A 26,326-nucleotide genomic window follows, 5' to 3' on the forward strand; every position below is an offset into this window, starting at 1 on the left:
CTGCAGGGATTACGTCTGACCTGGGTCAGTCCGCCTCGCCCTGAACCCGATCCCGACCTTCAAGCTTTGCCACATAGACCCCCGAGTCCGCCCGCAGCAACAGCGCATCCGCGCCCTCACCCACCCGCCAGCTGGCAATCCCGAAACTCGCCGTGACGACCCCCACGCCATCAATCGGTGCACTGCGCAAGCTTTGCCACAACTCCACCGCCAGCAAATAGGCCTGTGCGCTGCCAATATCCGGGCAAAGCACCATGAACTCCTCGCCACCCAGTCGACAGAACACATCCGTGCGACGCAGCCGCTGGCCGATGCGCTCGCACACGGCCTGCAATACCCGGTCGCCCACCGCGTGACCATATTGGTCATTGATGCGCTTGAAGTGGTCGATGTCGAGCATGATCACCGAAAGTTCTCCACTGCCGCGTTCGACCCGGGCCATCTCGCTGGTCAGGCGTTCCTGGAAATAGCGGCGGTTGTGGATACCGGTCAGGGAGTCGGTGACCGACAACGCCCGAAGCTCCTCTTCCACCCGTTTCAAATCGGAAATGTCCGAGATATAGCCATGCCAGAGTACGCCACCGCCAGGCAGCTCCTCCGGGGTCGCCTCGCCGCGCACCCAGCGCAGACCACGGTGGGGAAGCTGCACCCGGTACTCTTCACGCCAGGGGCTGAGGGTATCGGCAGAGGCGCGGATCGAAGCACGAACCCGAGTGGTGTCCTGGGGGTGAATCCGCGTGAACATCGCTTCGGCGTTGAGCAACAGAACGTCCGGATCCAGCTCGTAGATCTCGCGGATACCGTCGCTGGCGTAAATCACACTGAAGCGTCCGTCGAACTCCATCTTGAACTGGTAGATCCCGCCGGGGACATGGGCGCTGAGTTTCTTCAACAGCAAGTCCCGAGCGGCCAGCGCCTCATGCACGCGTTTGCGTTCAGTGATGTCGATGCAAATGGCCAGGTGCCCGACCCACAAACCCTGCTCGTCGAGCACCGGGGTCGCCAGCATGTTGACCATCAAATAGCTGCCATCGCCACGCACCAGCGTCCATTCCCGCCCTTCATGGCCACCCTCCACACTGCCTTCCACGCTGCCCTCGACCAGCATCGCCTGGCAGGTCGGCACCGGTTTGCCATAACGCGCGCTCAACTCTGCCGAACGTGCAGCGAGCTCGCGGGGCAGGTGCAGGTTTTCCAGGGTCATGTGCCCCACCACTTCGGCAGCGCGGTAGCCGAGTATCTGTTCGGCGCCGGCATTGAAGGTGCTGATGACCCCACGCAAGTCCGTGGCGATGATCGCTACCTGGGTCGCGGCATTCAACACGCCGCGCAGCTGGCCGTGGGTGCCGCGTAATTCCTGCTCGCGAGCGCGCAGTTCCTCGGTCCGCTGATCGACCAGCTTCAACGCCCGCTGACGTTGACTGACCAGCACATAAAGCAAGGCACTGAGCAACACACTGAGCAAACCGCCGAGCACCACCAACGAGGTCACCGACGAATGGTTGGCCTGCAGGAAGGCCTCGCTGGGCTGGATATCGACCTGATAATCATGATCAGCCAGGCGCACCAGGCGAGTCGACGACAATTCACTGACGGCCGGTGCATTGGGTGACTCAAACAGCACTTCGTGCTGATCGTCTGTGGATAAGTCGAGAATGCGCACCGAGAGATAGTCACGCCCGGCCTCTGGCAACCCGTCGGCCAGCAACTGGCGCATGCTGATCACCGCCATGACATAACCAAAGGGCTTGTTCTTCGCTGCATCGGGGTCATCGCGCGACATGACAGGCGCGACCAGCAGCACGCCCCGCGCATAAGCCGGCTCGATACTGACCAGATGCATCGGTTGCGACACCGCCATGCCCCGATGCTGGTCGGCCCGTTCCAGGGTCGCGCGCCGCAAGGGCTGGGCCAGCAAGTCGTAGCCAAGCGGCGCCCCAAGTTTGCTTTGTGTCTGGCTGTACAGTACCGGCACGTACTCATCACGCTCGCCGGCCAGTTGCAGTTGGCCGTCGGCGGTGAGCTCGCGCACTGTGAAATTCGTCAGGCCCTCATCCCGCACCCGACGCTCGAACGCCGCCCGCTGATCGCCACTGATGCGTTCGGCGAACGAATAGGCTTGGGTACGGCGTAACAGAGGCTGTGTATAGCCGTTGAATTCTTCACGGGAGATTGCATCGGAATTGGCAAAGAACCGGCGCAGGCCATCGAGGCGCTGTTCCTGATCTTCAAAGCGTTCTTCGATACGGCTGTAACGCTCACTGGCCAGCAGTTGGAAACGTTGCCGCAGTTGATGGTGAAACAGGTTCAGGGTCGACCAGGCGAGCAACCCGGTGAGGACCCCGCCGACGAGCAATACCAGCAGCGCGACCAGCCAGGCCGAAACGTCTTCGCTGATAAAACCCAGGATCTTTGGGCGCACGGCGTGCAACGACATAAACGCAACTCAAAACGCCAGGTGCAGGAAAGCCCTTTGGCCGTGAGAGGAGTTATAGCTATTAGCCACTAATTTGACCAGTGCGGAAGGAATCCAAGAGCCTTTAAAAATCAAGGCTCTGTGGATCCAATCCTCCAGGTGTCAGCGGGCCGTGATTTTCCAGGCACGATGGATCTTGCCGTTACGGGCAAAATCCGGATCGATGGTCTGGGCGGTGATTTCCTCGACCGCATAACGCTCGCTCAGGTTGGGTTCCAGCTCGAACTTGCGGAAGTTGTTGGAGAAGTACAGCACCCCGCCTGCCGCCAGACGTGCCATGGCCAGGTCAATCAACTGCACCTGGTCACGTTGCACATCGAAGATCCCTTCCATGCGCTTGGAGTTGGAGAAGGTCGGCGGATCGATGAAGATCAGGTCGTACTCTTCGCGAGCATTTTCCAGCCAGGCCATCACATCGCCCTGCTCCAGGCGGTTCTTGTCGGAAAAACCGTTCAGCGACAGGTTGCGGCGCGCCCAGTCCAGGTAGGTTTTCGACAGGTCGACGCTGGTGGTGCTGCGCGCGCCGCCCTTGGCCGCATGAACACTGGCCGTCGCGGTGTAGCAGAACAGGTTGAGGAAGCGCTTGCCGGCGGCCTCTTTCTGAATACGCATGCGCATCGGCCGGTGATCGAGGAACAGGCCGGTGTCGAGGTAATCGGTCAGGTTCACCAGCAGCTTCACGCCGCCTTCATTGACCTCGACGAACTTGCCCTGCGCAGCCTGACGTTCGTACTGTTTGGTGCCGCTCTGACGCTCGCGACGCTTGACCACCACGCGACTCTTGTCGATGTTCAAGGCCTGCGGAATCGCCGCCAGGGCATCGAACATGCGCGCCGACGCCTTTTCCGGGTCGATGGATTTCGGCGCGGCGTATTCCTGAACGTGGACCCAATCGTGATACAGGTCGATGGCCATGGAGTATTCCGGCATGTCGGCATCGTAGACGCGGTAGCAATCGATGCCCTCACGCTTGACCCACTTGCCCAGCGCCTTGAGATTTTTTTGCAGGCGGTTGGCAAACATCTGCCCGCCTTCGCTCAGGCGCGGCTGCTCGATCACCGGCGCAGGTGCCGGAGCCGGTTTGATCGGATTGCCGTTTTTGTTGTACTTGCGCTCTTGCGGCTCGCTTGGCGCCTGATCGTAGACCGCTTGCTCACGCTCGGCCTGACGCTGTTCCGGAGTGCGGCGCTCGCCGGTGACGAACTGGTCCGGCAGCACCTTGATCAGCAGCAGTTTGCATGGCAAGGCGCCGTTCCTGAACGAATACTGCTTGTGGCTGCGGATGCCCATGCGCTTGCCCAGGTCCGGCGCGCCGGTGAACACCGCCGCTTCCCAGTTCAGGCAGGCCTGACGCAGGCGTTCGCCGAGGTTCTGGTAGAGGTAGAGCAGGCTCGCCTCGTCGCCCAGACGCTCGCCGTACGGTGGGTTGCAGATCACCAGGCCTTTCTGGTTCTGGTCCGGGCGCGGCTCGAAGGTCGCCACTTCGCCCTGGTAGATCTTGATCCACTCGCTCAGGCCGGCACGCTCGACGTTGTTGCGGCCCGGCTGAATCAGACGCGGGTCGGCTTCATAACCGCGAATCCACAGCGGTGGCTTGGCCAGACCAGCCGCGGCACGCTCGACGGCTTCTTCATGGAGTTTTTTCCACAGCGCCGGCACGTGACCGAGCCACGCGGTGAAGCCCCACTGCTCGCGGCGCAGGTTCGGCGCCATGTCGGCGGCGATCATTGCAGCTTCGACGAGGAATGTGCCGACACCGCACATCGGGTCCGCCAACGCGCCGCCTTCGGCCGCAATGCGTGGCCAGCCGGAACGGATCAGGATGGCGGCCGCGAGGTTTTCCTTCAGCGGCGCCGCGCCCTGCTGCAGGCGGTAGCCGCGCTGGTGCAGGCTGTGGCCGGACAGGTCGAGGGAAAGGATCGCTTCGCCACGGTCCAGGCGCAGGTGGATGCGCAGGTCCGGGTTGAGCTTGTCGATGGACGGGCGATCACCCTGCGGAGTGCGCAGTTTGTCGACGATGGCGTCCTTGACCTTCAAGGCACCGAAGTGAGTGTTGTCGATGCCCGAGCCGTGACCGCTGAACTCGACGGCCAGGGTGCCGTCGTTGAGCATGTGGTCTTGCCACTCGATATCGAGCACGCCGTGATAGAGGTCTTCGGCGTCCTTCATCGGGAAGCGCTTGAGCACCAGCAGCACGCGGTTCGCCAGGCGCGACCACAGGCACAGGCGATAAGCGGTTTCCATGGTGGCCATGCCGCGCACGGCAGAGGTGTGCTCACGAGCGTCCTCAAGGCCAAGCCCGACGGCTTCCTCGATGAGCAGGCCTTCGAGGCCTTTGGGGCAAGTGAGGAAGAGTTCGAAACGATCGGACATGGGAGTTCCAGAGCCTTTAGCTGAGTGAGCCGGCAACGCATTGCCGGCCCGGTTTTCAATCAGGCGCTTTTCTCGAAGAGCGCCCGCGTGGCACGAAGGTGTGCCGTTCCACCCCTGCTGCTCGGGTTAAATGAGCTTAGATGCAAGGACAGATAAAAAAGTTGATGCAACAAAATGTCATAAGTCGACCCTTCGTCGAATAATCCCGCACTGCAACGCGAGACATTCTCACCAAAAGTCTAACCCCGGCATCCTGCGGGGGGCCGATCATACAGGGCTTTGATCAATAAATACGCGACGAACATCGTGTTACTTATGGCCATAGCATCTTTATCGTTACGTCCTTATGACAAAACGATCATTCCCTCGATGTGACGCATTGGTTAGAACTCAACTCAGGTTGGCGCCGCAACGACGCCAACACCTTGGCTCGCCACGCCGGCAGCGAGCCCCCAACGGCAGAGTTTTTCTGCCTGACCTCGATTGAGGTCGACGCGATGAAAACAGTCAACAAGTGAGGGCAACACCCTATGAGAAGACTTAAGCGTGATCCGTTGGAAAGAGCGTTTTTGCGCGGATATCAATATGGCGTTGGTGGCAAATCCCGTGAGCTTTGCCCATTTACTCTACCGTCGGTACGCCAAGCCTGGATCAACGGCTGGCGAGAAGGACGCGGCGACAACTGGGACGGTATGACCGGCACTGCGGGAATCCATAGACTCAACGAACTTCACGCCGTCGGCTAATACAGGGCACACACTCCGACACGACAATCTGATTACGTAACGAATTAACCACGCACGTCCCATCCGGACGGCGGGCTCCGGCCCAGGGGCTCCTTCGAGGAGCCCTTTTTTATGCCTGTCCAAAACTCATCGGCATACCCATGTGGCGAGGGGGCTGCCCCTTCGCCACAAGGATCAACGCAGGGCTGCGATGGCGTCTACCGACTCACGAATCAGTGCCGGCCCTTTATAGATGAAGCCCGAGTAAATCTGCACCAGGCTCGCCCCTGCGGTGATTTTCTCCGCCGCGTGCTTGCCTTCGGTGATGCCGCCCGCGGCGATGATCGGTAACCGACCACCCAGCTCTGCCGCGAGTACTGTCACGGTGTGGGTGCTCTTGTCGCGAACCGGTGCGCCGGACAGACCGCCCGCCTCGTCACCATGCTCCATGCCTTCGACGCCCACGCGGCTCAGGGTGGTGTTGGTGGCGATGACCGCGTCCATCCCGGTATCGATCAACGCTTGCGCGACCTGCACGGTTTCTTCGTCGCTCATGTCCGGCGCGATCTTGATCGCCAGGGGCACGTGTTTGCCGTGGCGCAGCGCCAGTTCCGCGCGACGCGTGGCCAGGTCGGCCAGCAGTTGCTTGAGCGAGTCACCGAATTGCAGGCTGCGCAGCCCCGGCGTGTTCGGCGAGCTGACGTTGACCGTCACATAGCTGGCATGGGCGTAAACCTTGTCCAGGCAAATCAGGTAATCGTCGACCGCGCGCTCGACCGGAGTATCGAAGTTCTTGCCGATGTTGATGCCCAGCACACCTTTGTACTTGGACGCAGCAACGCGGGCCAGCAGGTGATCGACGCCAAGGTTGTTGAAGCCCATGCGATTGATGATCGCCTCGGCTTCCGGCAGGCGGAACAGGCGTGGCTTCGGGTTACCCGGTTGTGGACGCGGGGTGACGGTGCCGATTTCGACAAAGCCAAAACCCAGCTGCGCAAAGCCGTCGATGGCCGCGCCGTTCTTGTCCAGACCGGCCGCCAGTCCCACCGGGTTCGGGAAGTCCAGGCCCATGACCGTCACCGGCACCTTCGCCGGGGCCTTGCACAACAAGCCGTTGAGCCCCAGACGCCCGCCCGCGCCGATCAGGTCCAAGGACAGATCGTGGGAGGTTTCCGGGGAAAGTTTGAACAACAGCTGACGGGCCAGGGTGTACATGGGCGGGTTTGACTCTGGGCTATGAAAAGTGGCAGCGATTATAGCCGGGCAAGCGGCCCGCAGGCGAGGCGCGCGATTCAATCAACGGACGATGGCATATGCCTTGCACCGATCCTGTCATCAGCACTCATGCCAACGGCGGGATGAGTGCCAGGACAATGGCGTCGTCATCCGGCCTTGCGCGTGCAAGGACGCGGGACGGCGCTTTTTTTTGCAAGGTGAAGACGCGATGAACGAACCATCAGCCGGCCCGCTGGCCTGGGTCAATGGCAGCGATGCCCCGGAAAAGTCCGAAATCAACCTCGGCTTCATGGCCCTGAGCGACTGCGCCTCAGTCGTGGTCGCCGCCACCCAGGGCTTCGCCCAGCCTTACGGCCTGACCTTGAACCTCAAGCGCCAGTCATCCTGGGCCAACCTGCGGGACAAACTGGTCAGCGGTGAACTCGACGCCGCCCACAGCCTCTACGGCCTGATCTACGCCGTGCACCTGGGCATCGGCGGCATAGCGCCAACGGACATGGCCGTGCTGATGGGGCTGAACCAGAACGGCCAGAGCATCAACCTCTCCCACGGCCTGCAAGCGCTGGGTGTGACCAGTCCTGAAGCACTGGACCGGCACGTGCACCAACTTCGCCCAAAACTCACCTTCGCCCAGACCTTCCCCACCGGCACCCACGCCATGTGGCTGTATTACTGGCTCGCCAGCCAGGGCATTCACCCGTTGCAGGACGTCGACAGCGTCGTGGTGCCGCCGCCGCAAATGGTCGCGCACCTGCAAGCGGGACGCATCGACGGTTTCTGCGTCGGCGAGCCCTGGTCGGCCAGCGCGGTGCAACAGAACCTCGGATTCACCATGGCGACCACCCAGACCATCTGGCCCGATCACCCGGAAAAAGTCCTGGGCTGCACCCGCGCGTTCGTCGAGCAATACCCGAACACCGCCCGCGCACTGGTGATGGCGATTCTGCAGGCGAGTCGTTTTATCGAAGAAAGCACTGAAAATCGTCGCAGCACCGCGCAATTGCTCAGTGCCGCGCAATACCTCGATGCGCCGCTCGAATGCATCGAGCCGCGTTTGCTGGGCGACTACGACGACGGTCTCGGCAATCGCTGGCAGGATCCGCACGCCCTGCGCTTCCACGGTGGGGGCGAGGTCAATCTGCCGTACCTGTCCGATGGCATGTGGTTCATGACCCAGTTCCGTCGCTGGGGCCTGTTGCGCGACGATCCGGATTACCTGGCGGTGGCCCGCCAGGTGCAACAACTGGACTTGTATCGTGAGGCCGCCTGCGCCGTCGGCGTCGCCGCACTGGGCAATGAGATGCGCAGCAGCCAGTTGATCGACGGCAAGGTCTGGGACGGCTCGGACCCTGCCGGTTATGCCCGCAGTTTCAAGCTGCACGCCATGAGCAATAGCTCGCATCGATTAGCCAGCCGCTGACAGGAGACTGCGAACATGTTGCGTATTCTGCTGATCAACGACACCGCAAAAAAAGTCGGACGCCTGAAGGCGGCACTGACCGAGGCCGGCTTCGAGGTAATCGACGAATCAGGATTGATCATCGACCTGCCCGGGCGCGTCGAAACGGTGCGTCCGGATGTGATTCTGATCGATACCGAGTCACCGGGCCGCGATGTGATGGAGCAAGTGGTGCTGGTCAGTCGCGACCAACCACGACCGATTGTGATGTTCACCGACGAACACGACCCGGATGTGATGCGCCAGGCGATCAAGTCCGGGGTCAGTGCCTACATCGTCGAAGGCATTCACGCTCAGCGCTTGCAGCCGATTCTCGACGTGGCCATGGCGCGCTTCGAAAGCGACCAGGCCCTGCGCGCGCAACTGCACGCCCGCGACCAGCAGCTCGCCGAGCGCAAGCGCATCGAGTTGGCCAAAGGGTTACTGATGAAAATGAAGGACTGCAACGAAGAAGAGGCCTACACCTTGATGCGCCGCCAGGCCATGAGCCGCCAACAGAAACTGATTCAGGTGGCGGAGCAGATCATCGCCATGAGTGAACTGCTCGGCTGAAGCGCTTCTGTGGGAGCGAGCTTGCTCGCGATGGCCTTCACTCGGTTTCACAGTATTGGCACAGATCTCGCTAAGTAATCTCCACAGGTAACCAACGGCGGTTGCCCCACCTACGACAAAGACGTCGCTCACCTCATTTGCCCCATGGCAAATCAGGTGGCGGCGTTTTTTTGTTTTGGCCCCATTGCCCGGGGCTGGTGGTGCAGCCCTCAAGGCGCCCCACCTGCATGACTCCCGTTCGAGACTCCTATCAGCTGAGGTGCGCGATGAATTCAAGCTTCTGGAAATCCGGCCATACCCCGACCCTGTTCGCGGCCTTCCTCTATTTCGATCTGAGCTTCATGGTCTGGTACCTGCTTGGCCCACTGGCCGTGCAAATCGCCGCCGACCTGCACCTGACCACACAACAGCGGGGGCTGGTGGTGGCCACGCCTATTCTGGCCGGCGCGGTACTGCGGTTCATGATGGGCATGCTGGCTGATCGCCTGTCGCCGAAAACCGCTGGCCTGATTGGCCAGGTGATCGTTATCTGTGCGCTGTTCGGTGCCTGGAAGCTGGGCATCCACAGCTACGAGCAGGCCCTGGTCCTGGGCTTGTTCCTCGGTATGGCCGGTGCGTCGTTCGCCGTGGCCCTGCCTCTGGCGTCGCAATGGTATCCGCCGCAGCATCAGGGCAAGGCCATGGGGATCGCCGGCGCCGGTAACTCGGGCACGGTGTTCGCCGCGCTGATTGCGCCGGTTCTGGCGGCTGCGTATGGCTGGAGCAACGTGTTCGGCTTTGCCCTCATACCACTGATCCTGTCGTTGATCGTTTTCGCCTGGCTGGCCAAAAACGCGCCTGAACGGCCGAAAGCCAAGTCGACGGCCGACTACTTCAAGGCCTTGGGCGATCGCGACAGCTGGTGGTTCATGTTTTTCTACAGCGTGACCTTCGGTGGCTTCATTGGCCTGGCCAGCGCCCTGCCCGGCTATTTCAACGATCAATACAGCCTGAGCCCGGTGACGGCCGGCTACTACACCGCCGCCTGCGTGTTCGGCGGCAGCCTGATGCGCCCCTTGGGCGGTGCCCTGGCGGACCGTTTCGGCGGCATCCGCACCCTGCTGGCGATGTACACCGTGGCCGCGATCTGCATTGCTGCCGTCGGATTCAACCTGCCGAGTTCCTACGCTGCGCTGGCACTTTTCGTCTGCACCATGCTCGGCCTTGGTGCGGGCAATGGCGCCGTGTTCCAGTTGGTGCCGCAGCGTTTTCGTCGCGAAATCGGCGTGATGACCGGCCTGATCGGCATGGCCGGCGGCATCGGCGGTTTTGCCCTGGCGGCGGGCATGGGTGCGATCAAGCAAAGCACCGGCAGCTACCAAATGGCACTGTGGTTGTTCGCCAGCCTCGGCGTCCTCGCCTGGTTCGGCCTGCACGGGGTGAAACGTCGCTGGAGAACCACCTGGGGTTCGGCTGCCGTGACCGCTGCACGGGTCTGAGCCGGCGATGAGCCTGCAACTGAGTTTCGCCGAAGCCAGCGCCATCGGCCCGCGCGAAGAAAACCAGGATGCGTTGCGGCTGGTCACACCGGCCCCGGCGCTGGCGGCGAGCAAGGGTTACCTGTTCGCCATCGCCGACGGTGTCAGCCAGTGCGCCGACGGTGGGCTGGCCGCTCGTTCCACCCTGCAGGCACTGGCACTGGATTACTACGCCACCCCGGAAACCTGGGGCGTCGCCCAGGCACTGGATCGCCTGCTGCTGGCGCAGAACCGCTGGCTGCAGGCCAACGGCGGTGGACAACCCCTGCTGACCACGGTCAGCGCATTGGTCATGCGCGGTCGGCGTTTCACCCTGGCCCATGTGGGCGACTGCCGAGTGTATCGCTGGCATGACGATCAGTTGCAGCGCATCAGCGAGGATCACGTCTGGGACCAACCGGGCATGCAGCATGTGCTCAAACGAGCGATGGGGCTCGATCAGCACCTGGTGCTGGACTTCCTCGACGGCGAATTGCGCCTCGATGAAAGCTTTGTGCTGCTCAGCGACGGGGTCTGGGCGGTCTTGGGTGACACGGCCATTGCCGCGATTCTGCGGGACCAACCGGATCTGCACAGCGCCGCACACACCCTGGTCAATGCCGCGCACCTGGCCGGCAGCCAAGACAATGCCAGCGCCTTGCTGGTCCGGGTCGATGCCCTCGGTGAAACCAGCATCGGCGATGCGTTGATTCAACTGCAGCAATGGCCACTGCCACCGGCACTGAAACCGGGCCAGGATTTCGAGGGCTGGCAAGTCGAAGGGATCGTCGGCCAGAGCCAGCAATCCCTGCTTTATCGCGTGCGTGACAGTCAGCGACAGGCCTGGCTGCTGAAAACCCTGCCCGCTCACCTGCGCGACGATCATCCGGCCGGGCAAGCGTTGTTGTCGGAAGAATGGTTTCTCAAGCGTGTAGCCGGGCGGCATTTCCCTGAAGTCCATGCCGCCAGTCAGCGTCAGCATTTGTACTACGTGATGCGCGAATATTCGGGATCGACCCTGGCGCAGTTGCATGAGCGCGTCGGGCCGTTGCCGCTGGCCCAATGGCAAGACCTGGCTGAACGCCTGTTGCGGGCGGTGGGCATGCTGCATCGGCGGCAGATTCTGCACCGCGATATCAAACCGGATAACCTGCTGCTGGGTGACGACGGCGAGTTGCGGCTGCTCGATTTCGGGCTCGCCTATTGCCCTGGCCTGTCCCTCGACGAGCCCTCTGTCCTGCCCGGAACCCCCAGCTACATTGCGCCGGAAGCGTTTCGCGGCGACCCGCCGAGCGCGCAACAGGATTTGTACTCGGTCGGCGTGACCCTGTATGTCCTGCTCACCGGGCATTTTCCCTACGGCGAAATCGAAGCGTTCCAACGCCCACGGTTCGGCGTTCCGGTGAATGCCAGCCGCTATCGCCCCGACCTCCCGGAATGGCTGATGCAAACCCTGGAACGCGCGGTAGCGGCGGATCCGGATCAACGCTTTGAAACGGCGGAAGAGTGGTTATTGCTGATGGAACAGGGCGAGCGACGCAGTTTGAGCGTGCGCCCCAAACCGTTACTGGAGCGCGAGCCGTTGAAGGTGTGGCGGACCCTGGCGCTGATGTCGCTGGTGGCGAATCTGGTGCTGCTGGTGTTGGCGCTCCATTAGTGGGCGCCGCGCGTTGAATCGGTGCAACAAAGCGCCGCCCCCGGATGGCGAACGCCTGCAGACACCGCGAACAGCGGATCTGTCCGACTTGGCACAAGCACTGCATTAGCCTTCCCATCACACATAACGTGCAGGCTTCAACGACGAAGACTGCGCTTCCCGAGAGAACGGGACCGGACAAAGGCGTCCCCGTCAGGCAACTGGCGGGACGCCTTTTTTTGTTTGCGCGAAATTGTCGAGCACGACCTGGAAAGCCTGATGAGGCGGGTCGTTGTTCCCCGGAGGACCTGATGAAAAAGCTCAAACTGGTGATGATCGGCAATGGCATGGCCGGCGTTCGTACCCTCGAAGAACTGCTGAAACTGAGCACCGAGCTGTACGACATCACGGTCTTCGGCGCCGAACCCCATACCAACTACAACCGCATCCTGCTGTCGCCGGTGTTGGCGGGCGAGCAGACCTTCGAAGAGATCGTGCTCAACGACCTGGACTGGTACCTGGAAAACGACATCAAGTTGCTGCTCAACCGCAGAGTCGTGGAAATCGACCGGGTCAGACGCCGGGTCATTGCCGAAGACGGCACCATGGCCGAATACGATCGCCTGTTGATCGCCACCGGCTCCAGCCCGTTCATCCTGCCGATTCCCGGCAACACGCTGCAGGGCGTCATCGGCTATCGCGACATTGCCGACACCCAGGTCATGATCGACACCGCCAAAACCCATAAACACGCGGTGGTCATCGGTGGCGGGCTGCTGGGGCTGGAAGCTGCCAACGGGCTGATGCTGCGCGGCATGCACGTCACCGTCGTGCACCTCGGCAAGTGGTTGCTGGATCGGCAACTGGACAAGACCAGCGGCCAGTTGCTGCAAAATGCCCTGGAGGCCCGCGGCCTGCACTTTCGTCTCTGTGAACAAACCCAGGCGTTGCACGATGCCGGCAATGGCCGGGTCGGCTCGGTCGAGTTCAAGAACGGCGACATCATTCCCGCCGACCTGGTGGTCATGGCCGCCGGCATCCGCCCCAACATCGAACTCGCGGAACAATCCGGCCTCCCTTGCGGCCGCGGGATTCTGGTCAACGATACCCTGCAAACCTACGACCCACGGGTCTACGCCATTGGCGAATGCGCCAGCCATCGCGGCATCGCCTATGGCCTGGTAGCACCGCTGTTCGACCAGGCCAAGGTCTGCGCCAATCACCTCGCACAACTGGGATTCGCCACCTACAAGGGCTCGGTGACCTCGACCAAATTGAAAGTCACCGGCATCGACCTGTTTTCCGCCGGTGACTACATGGGCGGTGAAGGCACCGAAACCATCACCCTCACCGACCCCATCAGTGGCGTCTACAAAAAACTGGTGATCAAGGACGACGTACTGGTCGGGGCCTGCCTGTACGGCGATACGGCCGACGGGGGCTGGTACTTTCGGCAAATCCTCGAGCACCAGGTCATCGGCGAAATCCGCGATCAACTGATGTTCGGCCATTCCTTTACCCTGGAACAGGCCTTGGGTAACGCCGGACCCACGCGGGAAGTCGCCTGATGAACCGCCAGATCACTGCGTCCACCTGTTGTTACTGCGGGGTCGGCTGCGGCGTGCTGATCGAGCACGACGGCGAGCGCATCCTCGGCGTCAGCGGCGATCCAGCCCACCCGGCCAACTTCGGCAAACTGTGCAGCAAGGGCTCGACCCTGCATTTGACCGGTGACCTGAGCGCGCGAGCGCTGTATCCCGCATTGCGCCTGGGCAAAAGCCTGGCCCGCAGTCGTACCGATTGGGACACCGCCCTCGATCACGCCGCCAGCGTGTTTGCCCGCACCATCGCCGAACATGGCCCGGACAGTGTCGCGTTCTACATTTCCGGGCAATTGCTGACCGAGGACTACTACGCCTTCAACAAACTGGCGCGAGCGTTGGTGGGCACCAACAACATCGACAGCAACTCACGGCTGTGCATGTCTTCAGCGGTGGTGGGCTACAAACGCAGCCTCGGCGCCGACGCACCGCCCTGCAGCTACGAAGACCTGGAATCCAGCGATTGCGTGATGATCGTCGGCAGCAACATGGCCTACGCCCATCCGGTGCTGTTTCGTCGCCTGGAGGAGGCCAAATCTAGCCGCCCGCAGATGAAAGTCATCGTCATCGACCCGCGCCGCACCGATACCTGTGATTTGGCTGACCTGCATCTGGCGATTCTGCCGGGAACCGATGTCGCTTTGTTCCATGGGATTTTGCACTTGCTGCTGTGGGAAAACCGAGTCGACCACGACTTCATCAAGGCGCACACCCAAGGTCTGACGGAACTCAAGCATCTGGTGCACGACTACACGCCTTCGATGGTTGCGCAGCTGTGTGGGATCAGCGTCGAACAGCTGCGCCAGTGCGCCGAATGGGTCGGTACCTCTGAGCGTTTTCTGTCCCTGTGGTGCATGGGGTTGAATCAGTCGACCGCTGGCAGCGCCAAAAACAGCGCGCTGATCAATCTGCATCTGGCCACCGGACAAATTGGCCGTCCCGGCGCAGGACCTTTCTCCCTGACCGGTCAGCCCAATGCCATGGGCGGTCGGGAAACCGGCAGTCTGTCGAACCTGTTGCCCGGGCATCGTGAAGCCGCCAATGCCGAACACCGCGCTGAAGTGGCCGCCTACTGGGGTGTCGAACAGCTCCCGACCAACACCGGGCTGAGCGCCATCGAACTGTTCGAGCAGGTGCGCAGCGGCAAGATCAAGGCGCTGTGGATCGCCTGCACCAACCCGGCGCAATCGATGCCGGACCAGAACGCCGTGCGCGCTGCTTTGCAAACCTGTCCGTTCGTCGTGTTGCAGGAAGCGTTTCGCACCACCGAAACTGCCGCATTCGCCGACCTGTTACTACCCGCAGCCAGTTGGGGCGAAAAAGACGGCCTGGTGACCAACTCCGAACGACGCATTTCCCACGTCCGCCAGGCCATCGTCGCACCCGGTGAAGCGCGGCCCGATTGGGCGATCACCGTAGATTTCGCACAACGACTGGAAAAATATCTACGCCCCGGACAACCCAGCCTGTTTGCCTTTGAAACGCCGGCGCAGCTCTTTGATGAATACAAGCAACTGACCCGCGGTCGAGATCTGGACTTGTCCGGCATCAGCCATGGCCTGATCGATCGAATCGGCCCGCAGCAATGGCCCTTCCCCGCGAATGCCAGCGAAGGCACCGCTCGCCTGTACGGCGACGGCGTCTTCCCGACCGCCAACGGTCGCGCACAATTCATCGCTGATCCTTTCCGCGCCGCCAAGGAGCAACGCGATGCACACTTCCCGCTGACCCTGATCACGGGTCGCTTGCGTGATCAATGGCATGGCATGAGTCGCACCGGCACCGCTGCGCAACTGTTCGGCCACGTGGGCGAAGCGGTCTTGAGCCTGCATCCGCAAGAGCTGGACCAACATGACCTGAAACCAGGCGACCTTGTCAGCCTGAAAAGCCGGCGCGGCGAGGTGATTGTGCCGGTCAGCAGCGACGACAACGTACGTCCTGGCCAGGCGTTTTTGCCCATGCATTGGGGCGATCGCTTTCTCAAGGGCGGCGTGAACAGCCTCACCCTCCCCGCCTTTGATCCGCTGTCGAAGCAACCCGAACTCAAGCACAGTGGCGTGCGCCTGGAGCCGGTTCAGTTGCCCTGGAGACTGTTCGCACTGATCGAGGGCGATGTACAACAGCATTTTGAGACCCTACGCCCCCTCTGTGAGGCGTTTTCCTACGCAAGCCTCAGCCTCACAGGCCGTGAACGCCCAGCGTTGCTTATACGCGCTGCCAGCGCCACAGCACCGGACCCGCAATGGCTCCGGGATATCGACCAACACCTGGGACTGCAGGAAGGTCCGGTGTTGGCCTACGACGACCCGCAGCGCTCCATCGGCAAACGGGTCCGTATCGACCACGGCCGAATTACCGCCATTCGCCTGGCTGGGGAAACCCTCGCCCAACACTGGCTGCTGAATCTTTGGCGGGAAGGTCGTGCCGACGAACAACTTCGGCGCTGGTTGCTGGCGCCGCTCAGCGCGCCACCAGGTCAGGCAGGCGCGTCGGCGGCCGGTGACAAAACCCTGTGCAATTGCAAGAACGTCAGCCAAAGCGCGGTTTGCGCCGGTATCGCCCGGGGATTGGACTTGCAGGGTCTGAAACAAGAATTGGGCTGCGGTACGCAATGCGGCTCGTGCGTCCCGGAAATCAAGCGTTTGCTGGTCGCCACCACGCGACCGGTCGCGGTCACCTCGTGAGGAAAACACTATGAACGCAAAAGTCTGGCTGGTAGGCGCGGGACCTGGCGATCCGGAATTGCTGACCCTCAAGGCCGTTCGGGCATTGAGAGAGGCCGATGTCGTGCTGATCGATGACCTGGTGAATGACGTAGTACTGGAGCATTGCGTCGGCGCGCGCATCATCCCCGTGGGCAAACGCGGCGGATGTCGCTCTACCCCGCAGGCGTTCATTCACCGACTGATGCTGCGTTACGCGCGCCAAGGCAAATGCGTGGTGCGGCTCAAGGGCGGCGATCCCTGCATTTTCGGGCGTGGCGGCGAAGAGGCGGCGTGGTTACGTGAACGTGGGGTGGAGGTCGAATTGGTCAATGGCATCACGGCCGGACTCGCGGGCGCGACACAATGCGCTATTCCGCTGACCCTGCGCGGTGTCGCGCGCGGCGTGACGCTGGTCACTGCCCATACCCAGGACGGCAGTCGTCTGAACTGGCAGGCACTGGCCCAAAGCGGAACAACCCTGGTGATCTACATGGGGGTGGCCAAGCTCGGCGAAATCCGCGAACAGTTGCTGGCCGGTGGAATGGCGACGGATACGCCAGTGGCGATGATTGAAAACGCGTCCCTGCCCCACCAACGGGAATGCCGGAGTGACCTGGCGGCGATGGAGGAAGATGCCGGCGCCTTCCAGCTAAAGAGCCCGGCCATTCTGGTCATCGGCACAGTGGCGGCCTGCGCAATGTCTTCTCAGTGGGAACGCGGCCTGCCCGCGATGGTGGCCGATCAAAACGCCTGATCTGCCTGATTGCCCCTTGCTTCATCAAATCGCAGACAAAGAAAAGCCCGGCCTAAGCCGGGCTTTTCTCAGAGCTGCGGGCTAATTACTTAGCTTGAGCTTCAACCTGCGCTTCTACGCGACGGTTAACTGCACGGCCAGCTTCAGTTTTGTTGTCAGCAACTGGGCGGGATTCGCCGTAGCCAACAGACTGAACGCGGGACGGTTGAACACCGTACTGGTTGGTCAGAACTTGCTTAACGGCGTTTGCACGACGCTCGGACAGTTTCTGGTTGTAAGCGTCAGGACCGACGTTGTCAGTGTGACCTTCAACAGTAGTGGTGGTGGATGGGTACTGCTTCATGAAGTCAGCCAGGTTTTTGATGTCGCCGTAGCTGTTAGGCTTGACTACCGACTTGTCGAAGTCGAATTTCACGTCCAGCTCAACACGAACCACTTCAGCAACTGCTGGGCAGCCATCAGCGTCAACGGTTACGTTGGCTGGGGTGTCAGGGCACTTGTCAACGTTGTCGCATACGCCATCGTTGTCGCTGTCGGAGCAGACTTCAGCTGGTGCTGGAACTGGAGCAGCAGCAGGCTTGGAGCCGCCACCGAAGTTCACACCCAGACCTACGGACGGGATGTAGTCCCACTTGCCGTTGTCCAGCTTGTAGTCAGCTTCTACGCCAGCACGGGCGAAGAAGTTCTCGAGGAAGTAGTACTTAACGCCAGCGCCTGCAGTCAGGAAAGTCGACTGGTCACGACCGGTGTGGCCGTCAGCGGCTACGTTGGTCATGCTGCCGTGCTTAACACCACCTTGAACGTAAGGACGCAGTGCGTCGCCAGCGTTGTTGAAGTGGTACTGAGCGTTCAGACCGAACTGGTCGCCTTTGATTTTCTGACTGCCAGTGCCGTTGTTCGAACGGGTGTAGTCATCTGCGTTGTAGGTCGCGTTCAACGACACGTCGTCGGTCAAGAAGTAACCGATGGAAGCGCCAGGAGTGTAGCCATCTTCAACGTTGTTAACGCTGTCGTTGTACTTTTTCCCGTAGTTGAGCTCGCCTTCAACTGCGCCTTGGCCTTGTGCCAGAGCGCCGAACGAAGTGGCGGCAATAAGAGTACCAATGGCCAAGCCCAAGGTGTTTTTCAGTTTCATCCGTTAAATCCCCATCTGGTGATTGTGAAGCAGTCCCGCAAACCGGGGGACAACTCGGCGGCAAGTCTATCAGAACTTGCCTACACGTAAGAGATATTTGCGCCGAACTAAGTTTCAGCAATACCTGCAAATTTCTCACGTAATTTGTCTAGAGCGCGTTTGTACCGCATTTTTGTTGCACTCAAACCCATGTGCATGATGTCTGCGATCTCCTGAAACTCCAGCTCTGCGACAAATCGTAGCACCAGAATTTCGCGGTCAATCGGGTTCACATACACCAGCCAGCGATCGAGTCCACCCTTTTCCTCCGGTTTCGGCGCCTTTTCTTCAGACGCTTCTTCGAGAGGGTCGAGACTCAAGGCGTCCATCAAGCGACGCTTTCGCCGTTCCTTCCGATACTGAGTGATGCATTCGTTGTAAGTGATGCTGTATAGCCATGTCTTGAACTTCGATTTGCCCTCGAAATTCTTCAAGCCATACAGCACCTTCAACATCACTTCCTGACAGACATCGTCTGCGTCGCGATCGTTCCCGAGATATCGTGCGCAGACGTTAAATAATGTTCGTTGGTAACGCCGCATCAGTTCTTCATAGGCGCGCGTTACGTGAAACAGCTCGGTGTGCGAGCGCGCGACCAACTCCTCATCAGAGAGCTCGCGGGGGTCGTAGCGCATGGATAGCGATTGGGCTTTATTCAAAACAAGTCGGGCCGACAGTCAGGTCAATGTCCGCCGCAGCCAGCATCAGCGGGCATTTTGCGGCGGCATACATTAGCAGGGTTTGCCGGGTTAGCGGCTACTCACATGCTGCTCGAGAAGGATCCGATTGGAAAGAGAGACTAGCTCACCCTCATCGGTCAGCAATGTGGTTTTAACCGTGCCGATCTCTTCGATCTGGCCTTCGACCTCGCCAACACGCACTTGTTGCCCAACCTGGTACAACTCACGCACATAGATTCCCGCAAGAATCTGGCCGGCAATTTCCCGGCTTCCCAATCCCATGGCCAGCGCAACCGCCAGACCAACGGTAATCAACACAATCACAATCACATGGTTGAGCAGGTCAGTCTTGACCTCCAACTGGCTGATCGCGACCGAAATACTGATGATGATGACCAGTCCTTGGGCAATTCGCCCAAGGCCGGAAGCGTAGTCCAGGCCCACGCCTTCTGCCGCGCCGCGCACCAGCCCGTTGGCCAGTTGCGCCAGCAAGACCCCCACCAGCAACACCAGCGCTGCGCCAAAGACCTTCGGCAGATACAACGCGAGCATGTCCAGCGTAGCCGAAACTCGTTCAAGTCCAAGGGATTCTGCCGCAGAAACCAGAAAAATCAGCAAAACGAACCAATAGACGATCTTGCCGATCAGCGTCGAAATCGGTACTTGAAGGCCTGCGCGAGACAGCAACTTGGTCAACCCGGTGCCGCCCATCAGGCGATCGAGGCCCAGTTTGGCCAGCAATTTGGAGAGCAGCGTGTCCAGCAATTTGGCCACGACAAAACCCAACAGCAGCACAACCAGTGCGCCGAACAGGTTCGGAATGAAGTTGGCAACCTTGGTCCATAACGCAGTCATTGCAGTGACGAGGCTCTGAGTCCAGAGATCAAGTTCCATATTCAATCAGCCTTATCAGCAGTGCGGGCAGCAGGTTTACGAAGACGGGACACCGGCGCGACATGGGCCGATCCATTATTAACGGCGATCATCAGGGCGGGCAACCAACGGCCCAGCAGGCTGAACAAATCACCGGCACCGACCTGGCGGTTGGCGGTTTTCAGTACACGCCCAAGGCACGCATCGTCGTCCCGGGTGGACGGTGATGCCTTGAGCATGTCACGCAAAGACTGTTCAAACGGATCGTGCATACGCACCTCTCGTGATGTCTGTGAAAGACGCGATCAAATTTACCCGGGTCACATGGGCCACTTTCAAACCCAGCGCAAACGTCGGAATAACCACCACTGCCCCAATGCCACCGAGACCATCATCAGGCAGGCAATCAGGAAGCCATAAGGGCTCGCAGAGAATGGAATTCCACCGACGTTGATCCCCAACAGACCGGTCAAAAAACTCATCGGCAAAAAAATCCCGGTGATGATTCCGAAGCGGTACATCGTGCGGTTCATGCGCACGCTCAATCGTCGGTCTTCGGTCTCAAGGACCAGCCCTACCCGCTCCCGGGTCAACTCCAGCTCTTCAAGATAGCGGGTCAGACTGTTGTTCAATTCGTTCCAGTAATCAGCATCGTCGTCAACGAACCAGGGCAGTTTGATCCGCGTCAGCTGACCAAAAATATCCCGCTGCGGAGCGAGAAACCGCTTCAACGCCGCCGCCCGGCGACGGATCTGCAAAACAGCTCCGTGTTCCGGTGTATACCGTTCGTCGGCATCCAGCTTTTCTTCTTCCTCATCGACCACTTCCGAGAGGTCGCTGACCAGATCCTGCAACTTGTTGGTCAGGTACTGCGCCATGCACAGGATGAGTTCGGAAGCTGTTTTCGGTCCCTTGCCCTCTGCCAGTTGCTCCAGCAGTTCCTCCGTGGCGCGCAACGGGCGCAAACGCAGGGAGATGACACGCTGGGCAGAACCGAAGATTCGCACCGAGACCATGTCTTCAGGCTCGGCCCCCGGATTCAGATTGACCCCACGCAAAAATAGCAGCAGTTCGCTGTCCGAAAGCTGTAAAAGACGCGGTCGGGTGTTTTCTTCCAGCAACAGATCACAGCTGAATTCGCTCAGACCACTGGATTTGCGCAGCCAGGTCTGGGTTTGCGGATGACTGCGATCCCAGTGCAGCCACAGGCTTTCATGGGCCTGGAGCTGCAATTCATCGAGTTCAGTCCGGGCTATTGAACGCGCGCCGCCTTTACCATCCAGCACCAGGGCATGTACCAGCCCCCATTGCGCGTTTTCTTCCTCGAACATCCGCATTCCATTCTTCAAAAAAAATCGACCAAAACTTACTCGGGCATTGCAAGCGGGCTTGGCGAGATGATCACGCCGTTATTGTCCGCATAGATGTAATGGCCCGGATGGAAGGTCACGCCCGCAAAGGTTACGGCCACGTTCAGATCACCGATACCGCGCTTGTCGGTTTTCATCGGGTGGCTGGCCAGGGCCTGAACACCCAGATCGGTTTGCGCGATGACGTCAACGTCACGGATGCAACCGTAGATCACCAGCCCTTCCCAGCCGTTTTTCGCGGCCTTCTCGGCGATCATGTCGCCCAGCAGCGCGCGGCGCAGGGAGCCGCCACCATCGACCACCAGTACCTTGCCATCTCCCTTGAGCTCGGCTTGCTCCTTGACCAGCGAGTTGTCTTCGAAGCATTTGATGGTCACGATTTCGCCGCCAAAGGAATCACGGCCGCCAAAATTGCTGAACATCGGTTCCAGCACCTGCACCAGCTCCGGATAGGCGTCGCACAGGTCAGGCGTTAGGTAATGGTTCATCGAGAAACTCCTGTGAAGAGGAAGAAAGCACGAACATCAGTGATGACTCAGTCATCGAAAATGACCAGAACAGCTCAATGCGTCATATCTTAGCCGCTAGCCGATCAGAGCGAAATGCCCTTGATAGAGCGTCGGGCTCAAATCGCCGCGGCCAAATCCGCTGCTTCACCCAGCAGAGGGGTTTGCTGATCCGCCAGCCAACGGGCCACCAATGGCCAGACTTCAGCCTGTGCGGCTTTGCTGACCAACATTTCCACGTGACCGAAATTATCGGCAAAGCCCTGCTCGCGACCCAGGTTGATAAATTGCTTGTGCTCGGACCCCACCTGATCGAACAGCTTGCGACAAGCCCAGGCCGGATCCTGATGGTCACCGGCGGCACTCACCGCCAGCACCGGCAATCTGACCTCGGCCAAACCCGCCCACCAGTCCTTGTCGGCATCACCAAAGCGCCCGAACAGGCCGTGCCAACGCATGCTTTCCAGGGCCAGGCCAATCGGCTCGTCCTCCGGGCCGCGTTTGAGCCGTGAACCCGACAGCAGGGCAAAACGCTTGAGAATGAAACGACCGCTCCACTCCACCGGCGGGATTTTCAACGGCCAGTACGTGCGACTGACCTGTGCGCCAAAGAACGCCGCGGACGCCACCACGGGCTCACCGATGTATTGACCGCCCAATGCGGCTGCCAGGGTAATGCCGCCCAGCGAGTGGCCGATCCAGTGTGGGACCTGGCCGCTTTGCTCACGCACGAACGCGCCAATGGCCGGCAAATCGTAACGAGCGTAGTCGGCGACACGGTTCTTGCGGTAGTTCTGATTGCGCTGTGAGAGGCCGTGACCGCGCATTTCCGGAATCCATACGTCGAAGCCCAGGCGCGTCAGATAGACGCCGAGCCCCAGCCCTTTCGCGGAAAACCAGAAACGTCGATTGGAAAAACTGCCGTGCAACAGGATGATCGGCACGCCACGCACCGCGGGCTCATCGGCCATGCCGAGGCGAGTCACCGCAATTTCGACGGTACCGTCGGGGCTGTTGCCGGGTTTTAAACGATAAACATCTTCGCTCAGATCGCCGCGCCGCTCGGCGCTGATCAGGGCGACAGGAAATAGGTTGCTACTGCTTTGCATAAGTTCTTGCACAAAAAAGGGCGGCATCCGGAGGAGCCCGCCCTGCTTGAATCTTAAAGGCACCGCCCATGTGGGAGCGAGCCTGCTCGCGATGGACTCCAGAACAACGCGTTTATTCAGTAAACGCGCATGATCGTTCACGACCATCGCGAGCAGGCTCGCTCCTACAAGAGAGCGGCCCGTTCACACCGGATCAAGCCTGCGCCTGACCCTCAGCCAGGAAGAACCAGGTTTCCAGTACGGAATCGGGGTTCAACGACACGCTTTCGATGCCTTGTTCCATCAGCCATTTGGCCAGGTCCGGGTGGTCCGAAGGGCCCTGACCGCAAATGCCGATGTACTTGCCGGCCTTGTTGCACGCGGCAATGGCGTTGGCCAGCAGCTTCTTGACCGCTGGGTTACGCTCGTCGAACAGGTGCGCGATGATCCCGGAGTCACGGTCCAGGCCCAGAGTCAGCTGGGTCAGGTCGTTGGAACCGATGGAGAAGCCGTCGAAGAACTCAAGGAACTCATCAGCCAGGATGGCGTTGGACGGCAGTTCGCACATCATGATGACGCGCAGGCCGTTGTCGCCACGGGCCAGACCGTTTTCCGCCAGCAGGTCCACGACCTGGCTCGCTTCGCCCAGGGTGCGGACGAACGGCACCATGATTTCAACGTTGGTCAGGCCCATCTCGTTGCGCACGCGCTTGAGGGCACGGCATTCGAGTTCGAAGCAGTCACGGAACGATTCGCTGATGTAACGCGAGGCGCCACGGAAACCCAGCATCGGGTTTTCTTCTTCCGGCTCGTAGAGCTTGCCGCCGATCAGGTTGGCGTATTCGTTGGACTTGAAGTCCGACAGGCGCACGATGACCTTTTTCGGCCAGAACGCTGCCGCCAGGGTGCTGATGCCTTCAACCAGCTTCTCGACATAGAAACCGACCGGATCGTCGTAACCGGCGATACGCTTGTTGACGCTTTCCTTGATGTCCGACGGCAGACCGTCGTAGTTCAGCAGTGCCTTCGGGTGCACGCCGATCATGCGGTTGATGATGAACTCCAGACGGGCCAGACCCACACCGGCGTTCGGCAGCTGCGCGAAGTCGAAGGCACGGTCCGGGTTGCCGACGTTCATCATGATCTTGAACGGCAGCTCCGGCATGGCATCCACGGAGTTCTTCTTGATGTCGAAGCCCAGTTCGCCTTCGAAGATGAAACCGGTGTCGCCTTCCGCGCAGGAAACGGTGACGCCCTGGCCGTCTTTCAACAGCTGGGTGGCGTTACCGCAACCGACCACGGCCGGGATCCCCAGTTCACGGGCGATGATGGCCGCGTGGCAGGTACGGCCGCCACGGTTGGTGACGATGGCGCTGGCACGCTTCATGACCGGCTCCCAGTCCGGGTCGGTCATGTCGGAAACCAGTACGTCGCCTGGCTGGACCTTGTCCATCTCGGACACGTCCTTGATGATGCGGACCTTGCCGGCGCCGATGCGCTGGCCGATAGCACGGCCTTCCACCAGCACGGTGCCGGTTTCTTTCAACAGGTAACGTTCCATGACGTTGGCCTGGGTGCGGCTCTTCACGGTTTCCGGACGGGCCTGCACGATGTACAGCTTGCCGTCGTCACCGTCCTTGGCCCATTCGATGTCCATCGGGCACTTGTAGTGCTTCTCGATGATCATCGCCTGCTTGGCCAGTTCGCTGACTTCGGCGTCGGTCAGGCAGAAACGCGCGCGATCGGCCTTGTCGACATCGACGGTCTTGACCGAACGACCGGCCTTGGCCTCGTCGCCGTAGATCATCTTGATGGCCTTGCTGCCCAGGTTGCGGCGCAGGATCGCCGGACGACCGGCGGCCAGTGTGCCTTTGTGTACGTAGAACTCATCCGGGTTCACTGCGCCTTGCACGACGGTTTCACCCAGGCCGTAGGCGCCGGTGATGAACACCACGTCACGGAAACCCGATTCGGTATCGAGGGTGAACATCACGCCGGCCGTGCCGGTTTCGGAGCGGACCATGCGCTGCACGCCGGCCGACAGGGCAACCAGTTTGTGGTCGAAACCCTGGTGGACACGGTAGGAAATGGCGCGGTCGTTGAACAACGAGGCGAACACCTCTTTGGCGGCGCGAATGACGTTTTCGACACCACGGATGTTCAGGAACGTTTCCTGCTGACCGGCGAAGGAAGCGTCCGGCAGGTCTTCGGCGGTAGCGGAAGAACGCACGGCCACGGCCATATCAGGGTTGCCGGCGGACAGCGTGGCGAACGCCGTGCGGATTTCGGTGTTCAGTTTTTCAGGGAACTCGGCTTCCATGATCCATTGACGGATCTGGGCGCCGGTCTTGGCCAGGGCGTTCACGTCGTCGACGTCCAGGGCATCAAGGGCGTCGTGAATCTGCTGGTTCAGGCCGCTCAGTTCCAGGAAATCACGATATGCCTGAGCGGTCGTGGCGAAGCCACCAGGCACCGATACACCGGCACCTGCAAGGTTGCTGATCATCTCGCCCAGGGATGCGTTCTTGCCCCCCACATGCTCCACATCATGGACGCCGAGCTTATCGAGGGAAACTACGTACTCTACCAAGGTGATCTCTCCACTAACTGTGTTGGAAAAGCTCAGAAGCCGGCTTGCTCGGAAGAGCGTTTGCCAGCTGTATGGCCTGGACCTGGAAAATAAGTGAGAATGCGGGCCATTGGCGGCCGACAAATCGCGCCTATCATATCCAAGATTCGTTACTAGCTTAAGGCCCAAGGTGCAAATGAAACGATCTGCTTTCTTTATCTCCGATGGCACCGGCATTACCGCCGAAACCCTGGGTCAAAGCCTCCTGGCGCAGTTCGAGAACATTACCTTCAGCAAATTCACCCGGCCGTACATCGACAACGCGGATAAAGCGCGGGCCATGGTACAACAAATCAACAGAGCCGCCGAAACCGACGGCTTCCGTCCGATTATCTTCGACACCATCGTCAATCAGGACATTCGTGAGATCCTCGCGACTTCCAATGGTTTCATGATCGACATTTTCTCGACCTTCCTGGCGCCTCTCGAACAGGAACTGACCGAGCATTCTTCCTACACCGTCGGCAAATCCCACTCCATCGGCGCCAACACCAATTACATGGAGCGGATCGAGGCGGTGAACTTCGCCCTCGACAACGACGACGGCGCCCGCACGCACTACTACGACAAAGCCGACCTGATCCTGGTGGGCGTGTCGCGTTGCGGCAAGACCCCCACCTGCCTGTACATGGCCATGCAGTTCGGTATCCGCGCCGCCAACTACCCGCTGACCGAAGACGACATGGAGCGCCTGCAACTGCCCAGCGCCCTGCGCGCCCACCAGCACAAACTGTTTGGCCTGACCATCGACCCGGATCGCCTCACCGCGATACGCAACGAGCGCAAGCCCAACAGCCGCTATTCGAGCTACGCCCAGTGCGAGTTCGAAGTGCGCGAAGTGGAAAACCTGTTCCGCCGCGAAAACATCCCGCACATCAACTCCACGCATTTTTCCGTTGAAGAAATCTCCGCGAAAATTCTGGTGGAGAAAGGTGTCGAACGGCGCTTCAAGTAAGTTTCTATCGCCGGTTCCGGCCCTATCGCCAGCAGGCT

At 60.4% G+C, this 26,326-nt stretch carries 19 protein-coding genes and 1 pseudogene; 9 read left to right on the top strand and 11 right to left on the bottom strand.

Annotated features, from left to right (window positions below; translation table 11 throughout):
- Window positions 1-25: 25 nt before the first annotated feature.
- Together BLV61_RS07140 and rlmKL are read right to left on the bottom strand one after the other, a co-directional pair.
- Complete coding sequence (locus tag BLV61_RS07140; protein WP_090463838.1) at window positions 26-2,437, bottom strand: sensor domain-containing diguanylate cyclase; 2,412 nt, start codon at window positions 2,435-2,437, stop codon at window positions 26-28.
- A 141-nt stretch (window positions 2,438-2,578) separates the two neighbouring features.
- Window positions 2,579-4,849 carry a bifunctional 23S rRNA (guanine(2069)-N(7))-methyltransferase RlmK/23S rRNA (guanine(2445)-N(2))-methyltransferase RlmL gene (gene rlmKL / locus BLV61_RS07145; RefSeq protein ID WP_090463841.1) on the bottom strand — a complete coding sequence of 757 codons (2,271 nt, stop codon included), beginning with the start codon at window positions 4,847-4,849 and terminating at the stop codon, window positions 2,579-2,581.
- 530 nt (window positions 4,850-5,379) lie between these two features.
- Here rlmKL and rmf point away from each other — a divergent pair.
- Entirely contained in the window at window positions 5,380-5,595 is a 216-nt protein-coding gene (rmf, locus tag BLV61_RS07150) for a ribosome modulation factor (protein WP_003223300.1), read from the top strand.
- 174 nt (window positions 5,596-5,769) lie between these two features.
- On the opposite strand, the gene BLV61_RS07155 is transcribed toward rmf, so the two are convergent.
- Window positions 5,770-6,789: a quinone-dependent dihydroorotate dehydrogenase gene (locus BLV61_RS07155; protein ID WP_047531475.1), complete on the bottom strand. Its 1,020-nt coding sequence runs from the start codon at window positions 6,787-6,789 to the stop codon at window positions 5,770-5,772.
- A gap of 229 nt (window positions 6,790-7,018) precedes the next feature.
- Between BLV61_RS07155 and BLV61_RS07160 the strand changes: the two genes are divergently transcribed.
- The 7 genes and pseudogenes from BLV61_RS07160 (at window position 7,019) to cobA (ending at window position 17,013) form a co-directional block, all read left to right on the top strand.
- Entirely contained in the window at window positions 7,019-8,230 is a 1,212-nt protein-coding gene (locus tag BLV61_RS07160; RefSeq protein ID WP_090463844.1) for a CmpA/NrtA family ABC transporter substrate-binding protein, read from the top strand.
- A gap of 15 nt (window positions 8,231-8,245) precedes the next feature.
- Window positions 8,246-8,821 carry an ANTAR domain-containing response regulator gene (locus BLV61_RS07165; protein ID WP_090463846.1) on the top strand — a complete coding sequence of 192 codons (576 nt, stop codon included), beginning with the start codon at window positions 8,246-8,248 and terminating at the stop codon, window positions 8,819-8,821.
- Between the two features lie 266 nt (window positions 8,822-9,087).
- Window positions 9,088-10,299, top strand: coding sequence for a nitrate/nitrite transporter (locus tag BLV61_RS07170; RefSeq protein ID WP_090463849.1), 1,212 nt, complete (start codon window positions 9,088-9,090; stop codon window positions 10,297-10,299).
- Window positions 10,300-10,306: 7 nt separating this feature from the next.
- Window positions 10,307-11,974: a bifunctional protein-serine/threonine kinase/phosphatase gene (locus BLV61_RS07175; RefSeq protein ID WP_090463852.1), complete on the top strand. Its 1,668-nt coding sequence runs from the start codon at window positions 10,307-10,309 to the stop codon at window positions 11,972-11,974.
- Window positions 11,975-12,264: 290 nt separating this feature from the next.
- Window positions 12,265-13,500 (top strand): annotated as a pseudogene (locus BLV61_RS07180) (NAD(P)/FAD-dependent oxidoreductase); the annotation flags it as partial.
- Window positions 13,501-13,520: 20 nt separating this feature from the next.
- Complete coding sequence (locus BLV61_RS07185; RefSeq protein ID WP_090463857.1) at window positions 13,521-16,238, top strand: nitrate reductase; 2,718 nt, start codon at window positions 13,521-13,523, stop codon at window positions 16,236-16,238.
- A gap of 10 nt (window positions 16,239-16,248) precedes the next feature.
- On the top strand, window positions 16,249-17,013 hold the full coding sequence (gene cobA / locus BLV61_RS07190; protein WP_090463860.1) for a uroporphyrinogen-III C-methyltransferase: 765 nt from the start codon (window positions 16,249-16,251) through the stop codon (window positions 17,011-17,013).
- 85 nt (window positions 17,014-17,098) lie between these two features.
- Here cobA and BLV61_RS07195 read toward each other — a convergent pair whose 3' ends face one another.
- The 8 genes from BLV61_RS07195 to ppsA form a co-directional block, all read right to left on the bottom strand.
- Window positions 17,099-18,148: an OmpA family protein gene (locus BLV61_RS07195; protein ID WP_047531492.1), complete on the bottom strand. Its 1,050-nt coding sequence runs from the start codon at window positions 18,146-18,148 to the stop codon at window positions 17,099-17,101.
- Window positions 18,149-18,255: 107 nt separating this feature from the next.
- On the bottom strand, window positions 18,256-18,846 hold the full coding sequence (gene sigX, locus BLV61_RS07200; protein ID WP_075949123.1) for an RNA polymerase sigma factor SigX: 591 nt from the start codon (window positions 18,844-18,846) through the stop codon (window positions 18,256-18,258).
- Between the two features lie 90 nt (window positions 18,847-18,936).
- Window positions 18,937-19,761, bottom strand: a complete 825-nt coding sequence (locus tag BLV61_RS07205; RefSeq protein ID WP_008048604.1) for a mechanosensitive ion channel family protein — start codon at window positions 19,759-19,761, stop codon at window positions 18,937-18,939.
- Window positions 19,762-19,763: 2 nt separating this feature from the next.
- A complete protein-coding gene (locus BLV61_RS07210) occupies window positions 19,764-20,012 on the bottom strand; it encodes a hypothetical protein (protein WP_047531500.1) in 249 nt (82 codons plus the stop codon).
- 63 nt (window positions 20,013-20,075) lie between these two features.
- Window positions 20,076-21,071, bottom strand: coding sequence for a zinc transporter ZntB (locus tag BLV61_RS07215; RefSeq protein ID WP_090463864.1), 996 nt, complete (start codon window positions 21,069-21,071; stop codon window positions 20,076-20,078).
- Between the two features lie 35 nt (window positions 21,072-21,106).
- The gene (rraA, locus tag BLV61_RS07220; RefSeq protein ID WP_047531506.1) at window positions 21,107-21,598 is read right to left on the bottom strand and encodes a ribonuclease E activity regulator RraA; all 492 of its coding nucleotides are present in this window, start codon (window positions 21,596-21,598) and stop codon (window positions 21,107-21,109) included.
- Window positions 21,599-21,735: 137 nt separating this feature from the next.
- A complete protein-coding gene (locus BLV61_RS07225; protein ID WP_090463867.1) occupies window positions 21,736-22,725 on the bottom strand; it encodes an alpha/beta fold hydrolase in 990 nt (329 codons plus the stop codon).
- Window positions 22,726-22,918: 193 nt separating this feature from the next.
- On the bottom strand, window positions 22,919-25,294 hold the full coding sequence (gene ppsA, locus BLV61_RS07230) for a phosphoenolpyruvate synthase (protein ID WP_090463871.1): 2,376 nt from the start codon (window positions 25,292-25,294) through the stop codon (window positions 22,919-22,921).
- 175 nt (window positions 25,295-25,469) lie between these two features.
- Between ppsA and ppsR the strand changes: the two genes are divergently transcribed.
- Window positions 25,470-26,288 carry a posphoenolpyruvate synthetase regulatory kinase/phosphorylase PpsR gene (gene ppsR, locus BLV61_RS07235; protein ID WP_047531512.1) on the top strand — a complete coding sequence of 273 codons (819 nt, stop codon included), beginning with the start codon at window positions 25,470-25,472 and terminating at the stop codon, window positions 26,286-26,288.
- Window positions 26,289-26,326 lie beyond the last annotated feature (38 nt).

It is taken from the genome of Pseudomonas mohnii, from assembly GCF_900105115.1.
In the GTDB taxonomy this organism is placed as follows: Bacteria; Pseudomonadota; Gammaproteobacteria; order Pseudomonadales; family Pseudomonadaceae; genus Aquipseudomonas; species Aquipseudomonas mohnii.

What these genes read in the sequence shown, in the direction of transcription:
- BLV61_RS07140 (WP_090463838.1), bottom strand. Translation starts at nt 2,437, where the DNA reads ATGTCGTTGCACGCCGTGCGCCCAAAGATCCTGGGTTTTATCAGCGAA.
- rlmKL (WP_090463841.1), bottom strand. Translation starts at nt 4,849, where the DNA reads ATGTCCGATCGTTTCGAACTCTTCCTCACTTGCCCCAAAGGCCTCGAA.
- rmf (WP_003223300.1), top strand. Translation starts at nt 5,380, where the DNA reads ATGAGAAGACTTAAGCGTGATCCGTTGGAAAGAGCGTTTTTGCGCGGA.
- BLV61_RS07155 (WP_047531475.1), bottom strand. Translation starts at nt 6,789, where the DNA reads ATGTACACCCTGGCCCGTCAGCTGTTGTTCAAACTTTCCCCGGAAACC.
- BLV61_RS07160 (WP_090463844.1), top strand. Translation starts at nt 7,019, where the DNA reads ATGAACGAACCATCAGCCGGCCCGCTGGCCTGGGTCAATGGCAGCGAT.
- BLV61_RS07165 (WP_090463846.1), top strand. Translation starts at nt 8,246, where the DNA reads ATGTTGCGTATTCTGCTGATCAACGACACCGCAAAAAAAGTCGGACGC.
- BLV61_RS07170 (WP_090463849.1), top strand. Translation starts at nt 9,088, where the DNA reads ATGAATTCAAGCTTCTGGAAATCCGGCCATACCCCGACCCTGTTCGCG.
- BLV61_RS07175 (WP_090463852.1), top strand. Translation starts at nt 10,307, where the DNA reads ATGAGCCTGCAACTGAGTTTCGCCGAAGCCAGCGCCATCGGCCCGCGC.
- BLV61_RS07185 (WP_090463857.1), top strand. Translation starts at nt 13,521, where the DNA reads ATGAACCGCCAGATCACTGCGTCCACCTGTTGTTACTGCGGGGTCGGC.
- cobA (WP_090463860.1), top strand. Translation starts at nt 16,249, where the DNA reads ATGAACGCAAAAGTCTGGCTGGTAGGCGCGGGACCTGGCGATCCGGAA.
- BLV61_RS07195 (WP_047531492.1), bottom strand. Translation starts at nt 18,148, where the DNA reads ATGAAACTGAAAAACACCTTGGGCTTGGCCATTGGTACTCTTATTGCC.
- BLV61_RS07205 (WP_008048604.1), bottom strand. Translation starts at nt 19,761, where the DNA reads ATGGAACTTGATCTCTGGACTCAGAGCCTCGTCACTGCAATGACTGCG.
- BLV61_RS07210 (WP_047531500.1), bottom strand. Translation starts at nt 20,012, where the DNA reads ATGCACGATCCGTTTGAACAGTCTTTGCGTGACATGCTCAAGGCATCA.
- BLV61_RS07215 (WP_090463864.1), bottom strand. Translation starts at nt 21,071, where the DNA reads ATGTTCGAGGAAGAAAACGCGCAATGGGGGCTGGTACATGCCCTGGTG.
- rraA (WP_047531506.1), bottom strand. Translation starts at nt 21,598, where the DNA reads ATGAACCATTACCTAACGCCTGACCTGTGCGACGCCTATCCGGAGCTG.
- BLV61_RS07225 (WP_090463867.1), bottom strand. Translation starts at nt 22,725, where the DNA reads ATGCAAAGCAGTAGCAACCTATTTCCTGTCGCCCTGATCAGCGCCGAG.
- ppsR (WP_047531512.1), top strand. Translation starts at nt 25,470, where the DNA reads ATGAAACGATCTGCTTTCTTTATCTCCGATGGCACCGGCATTACCGCC.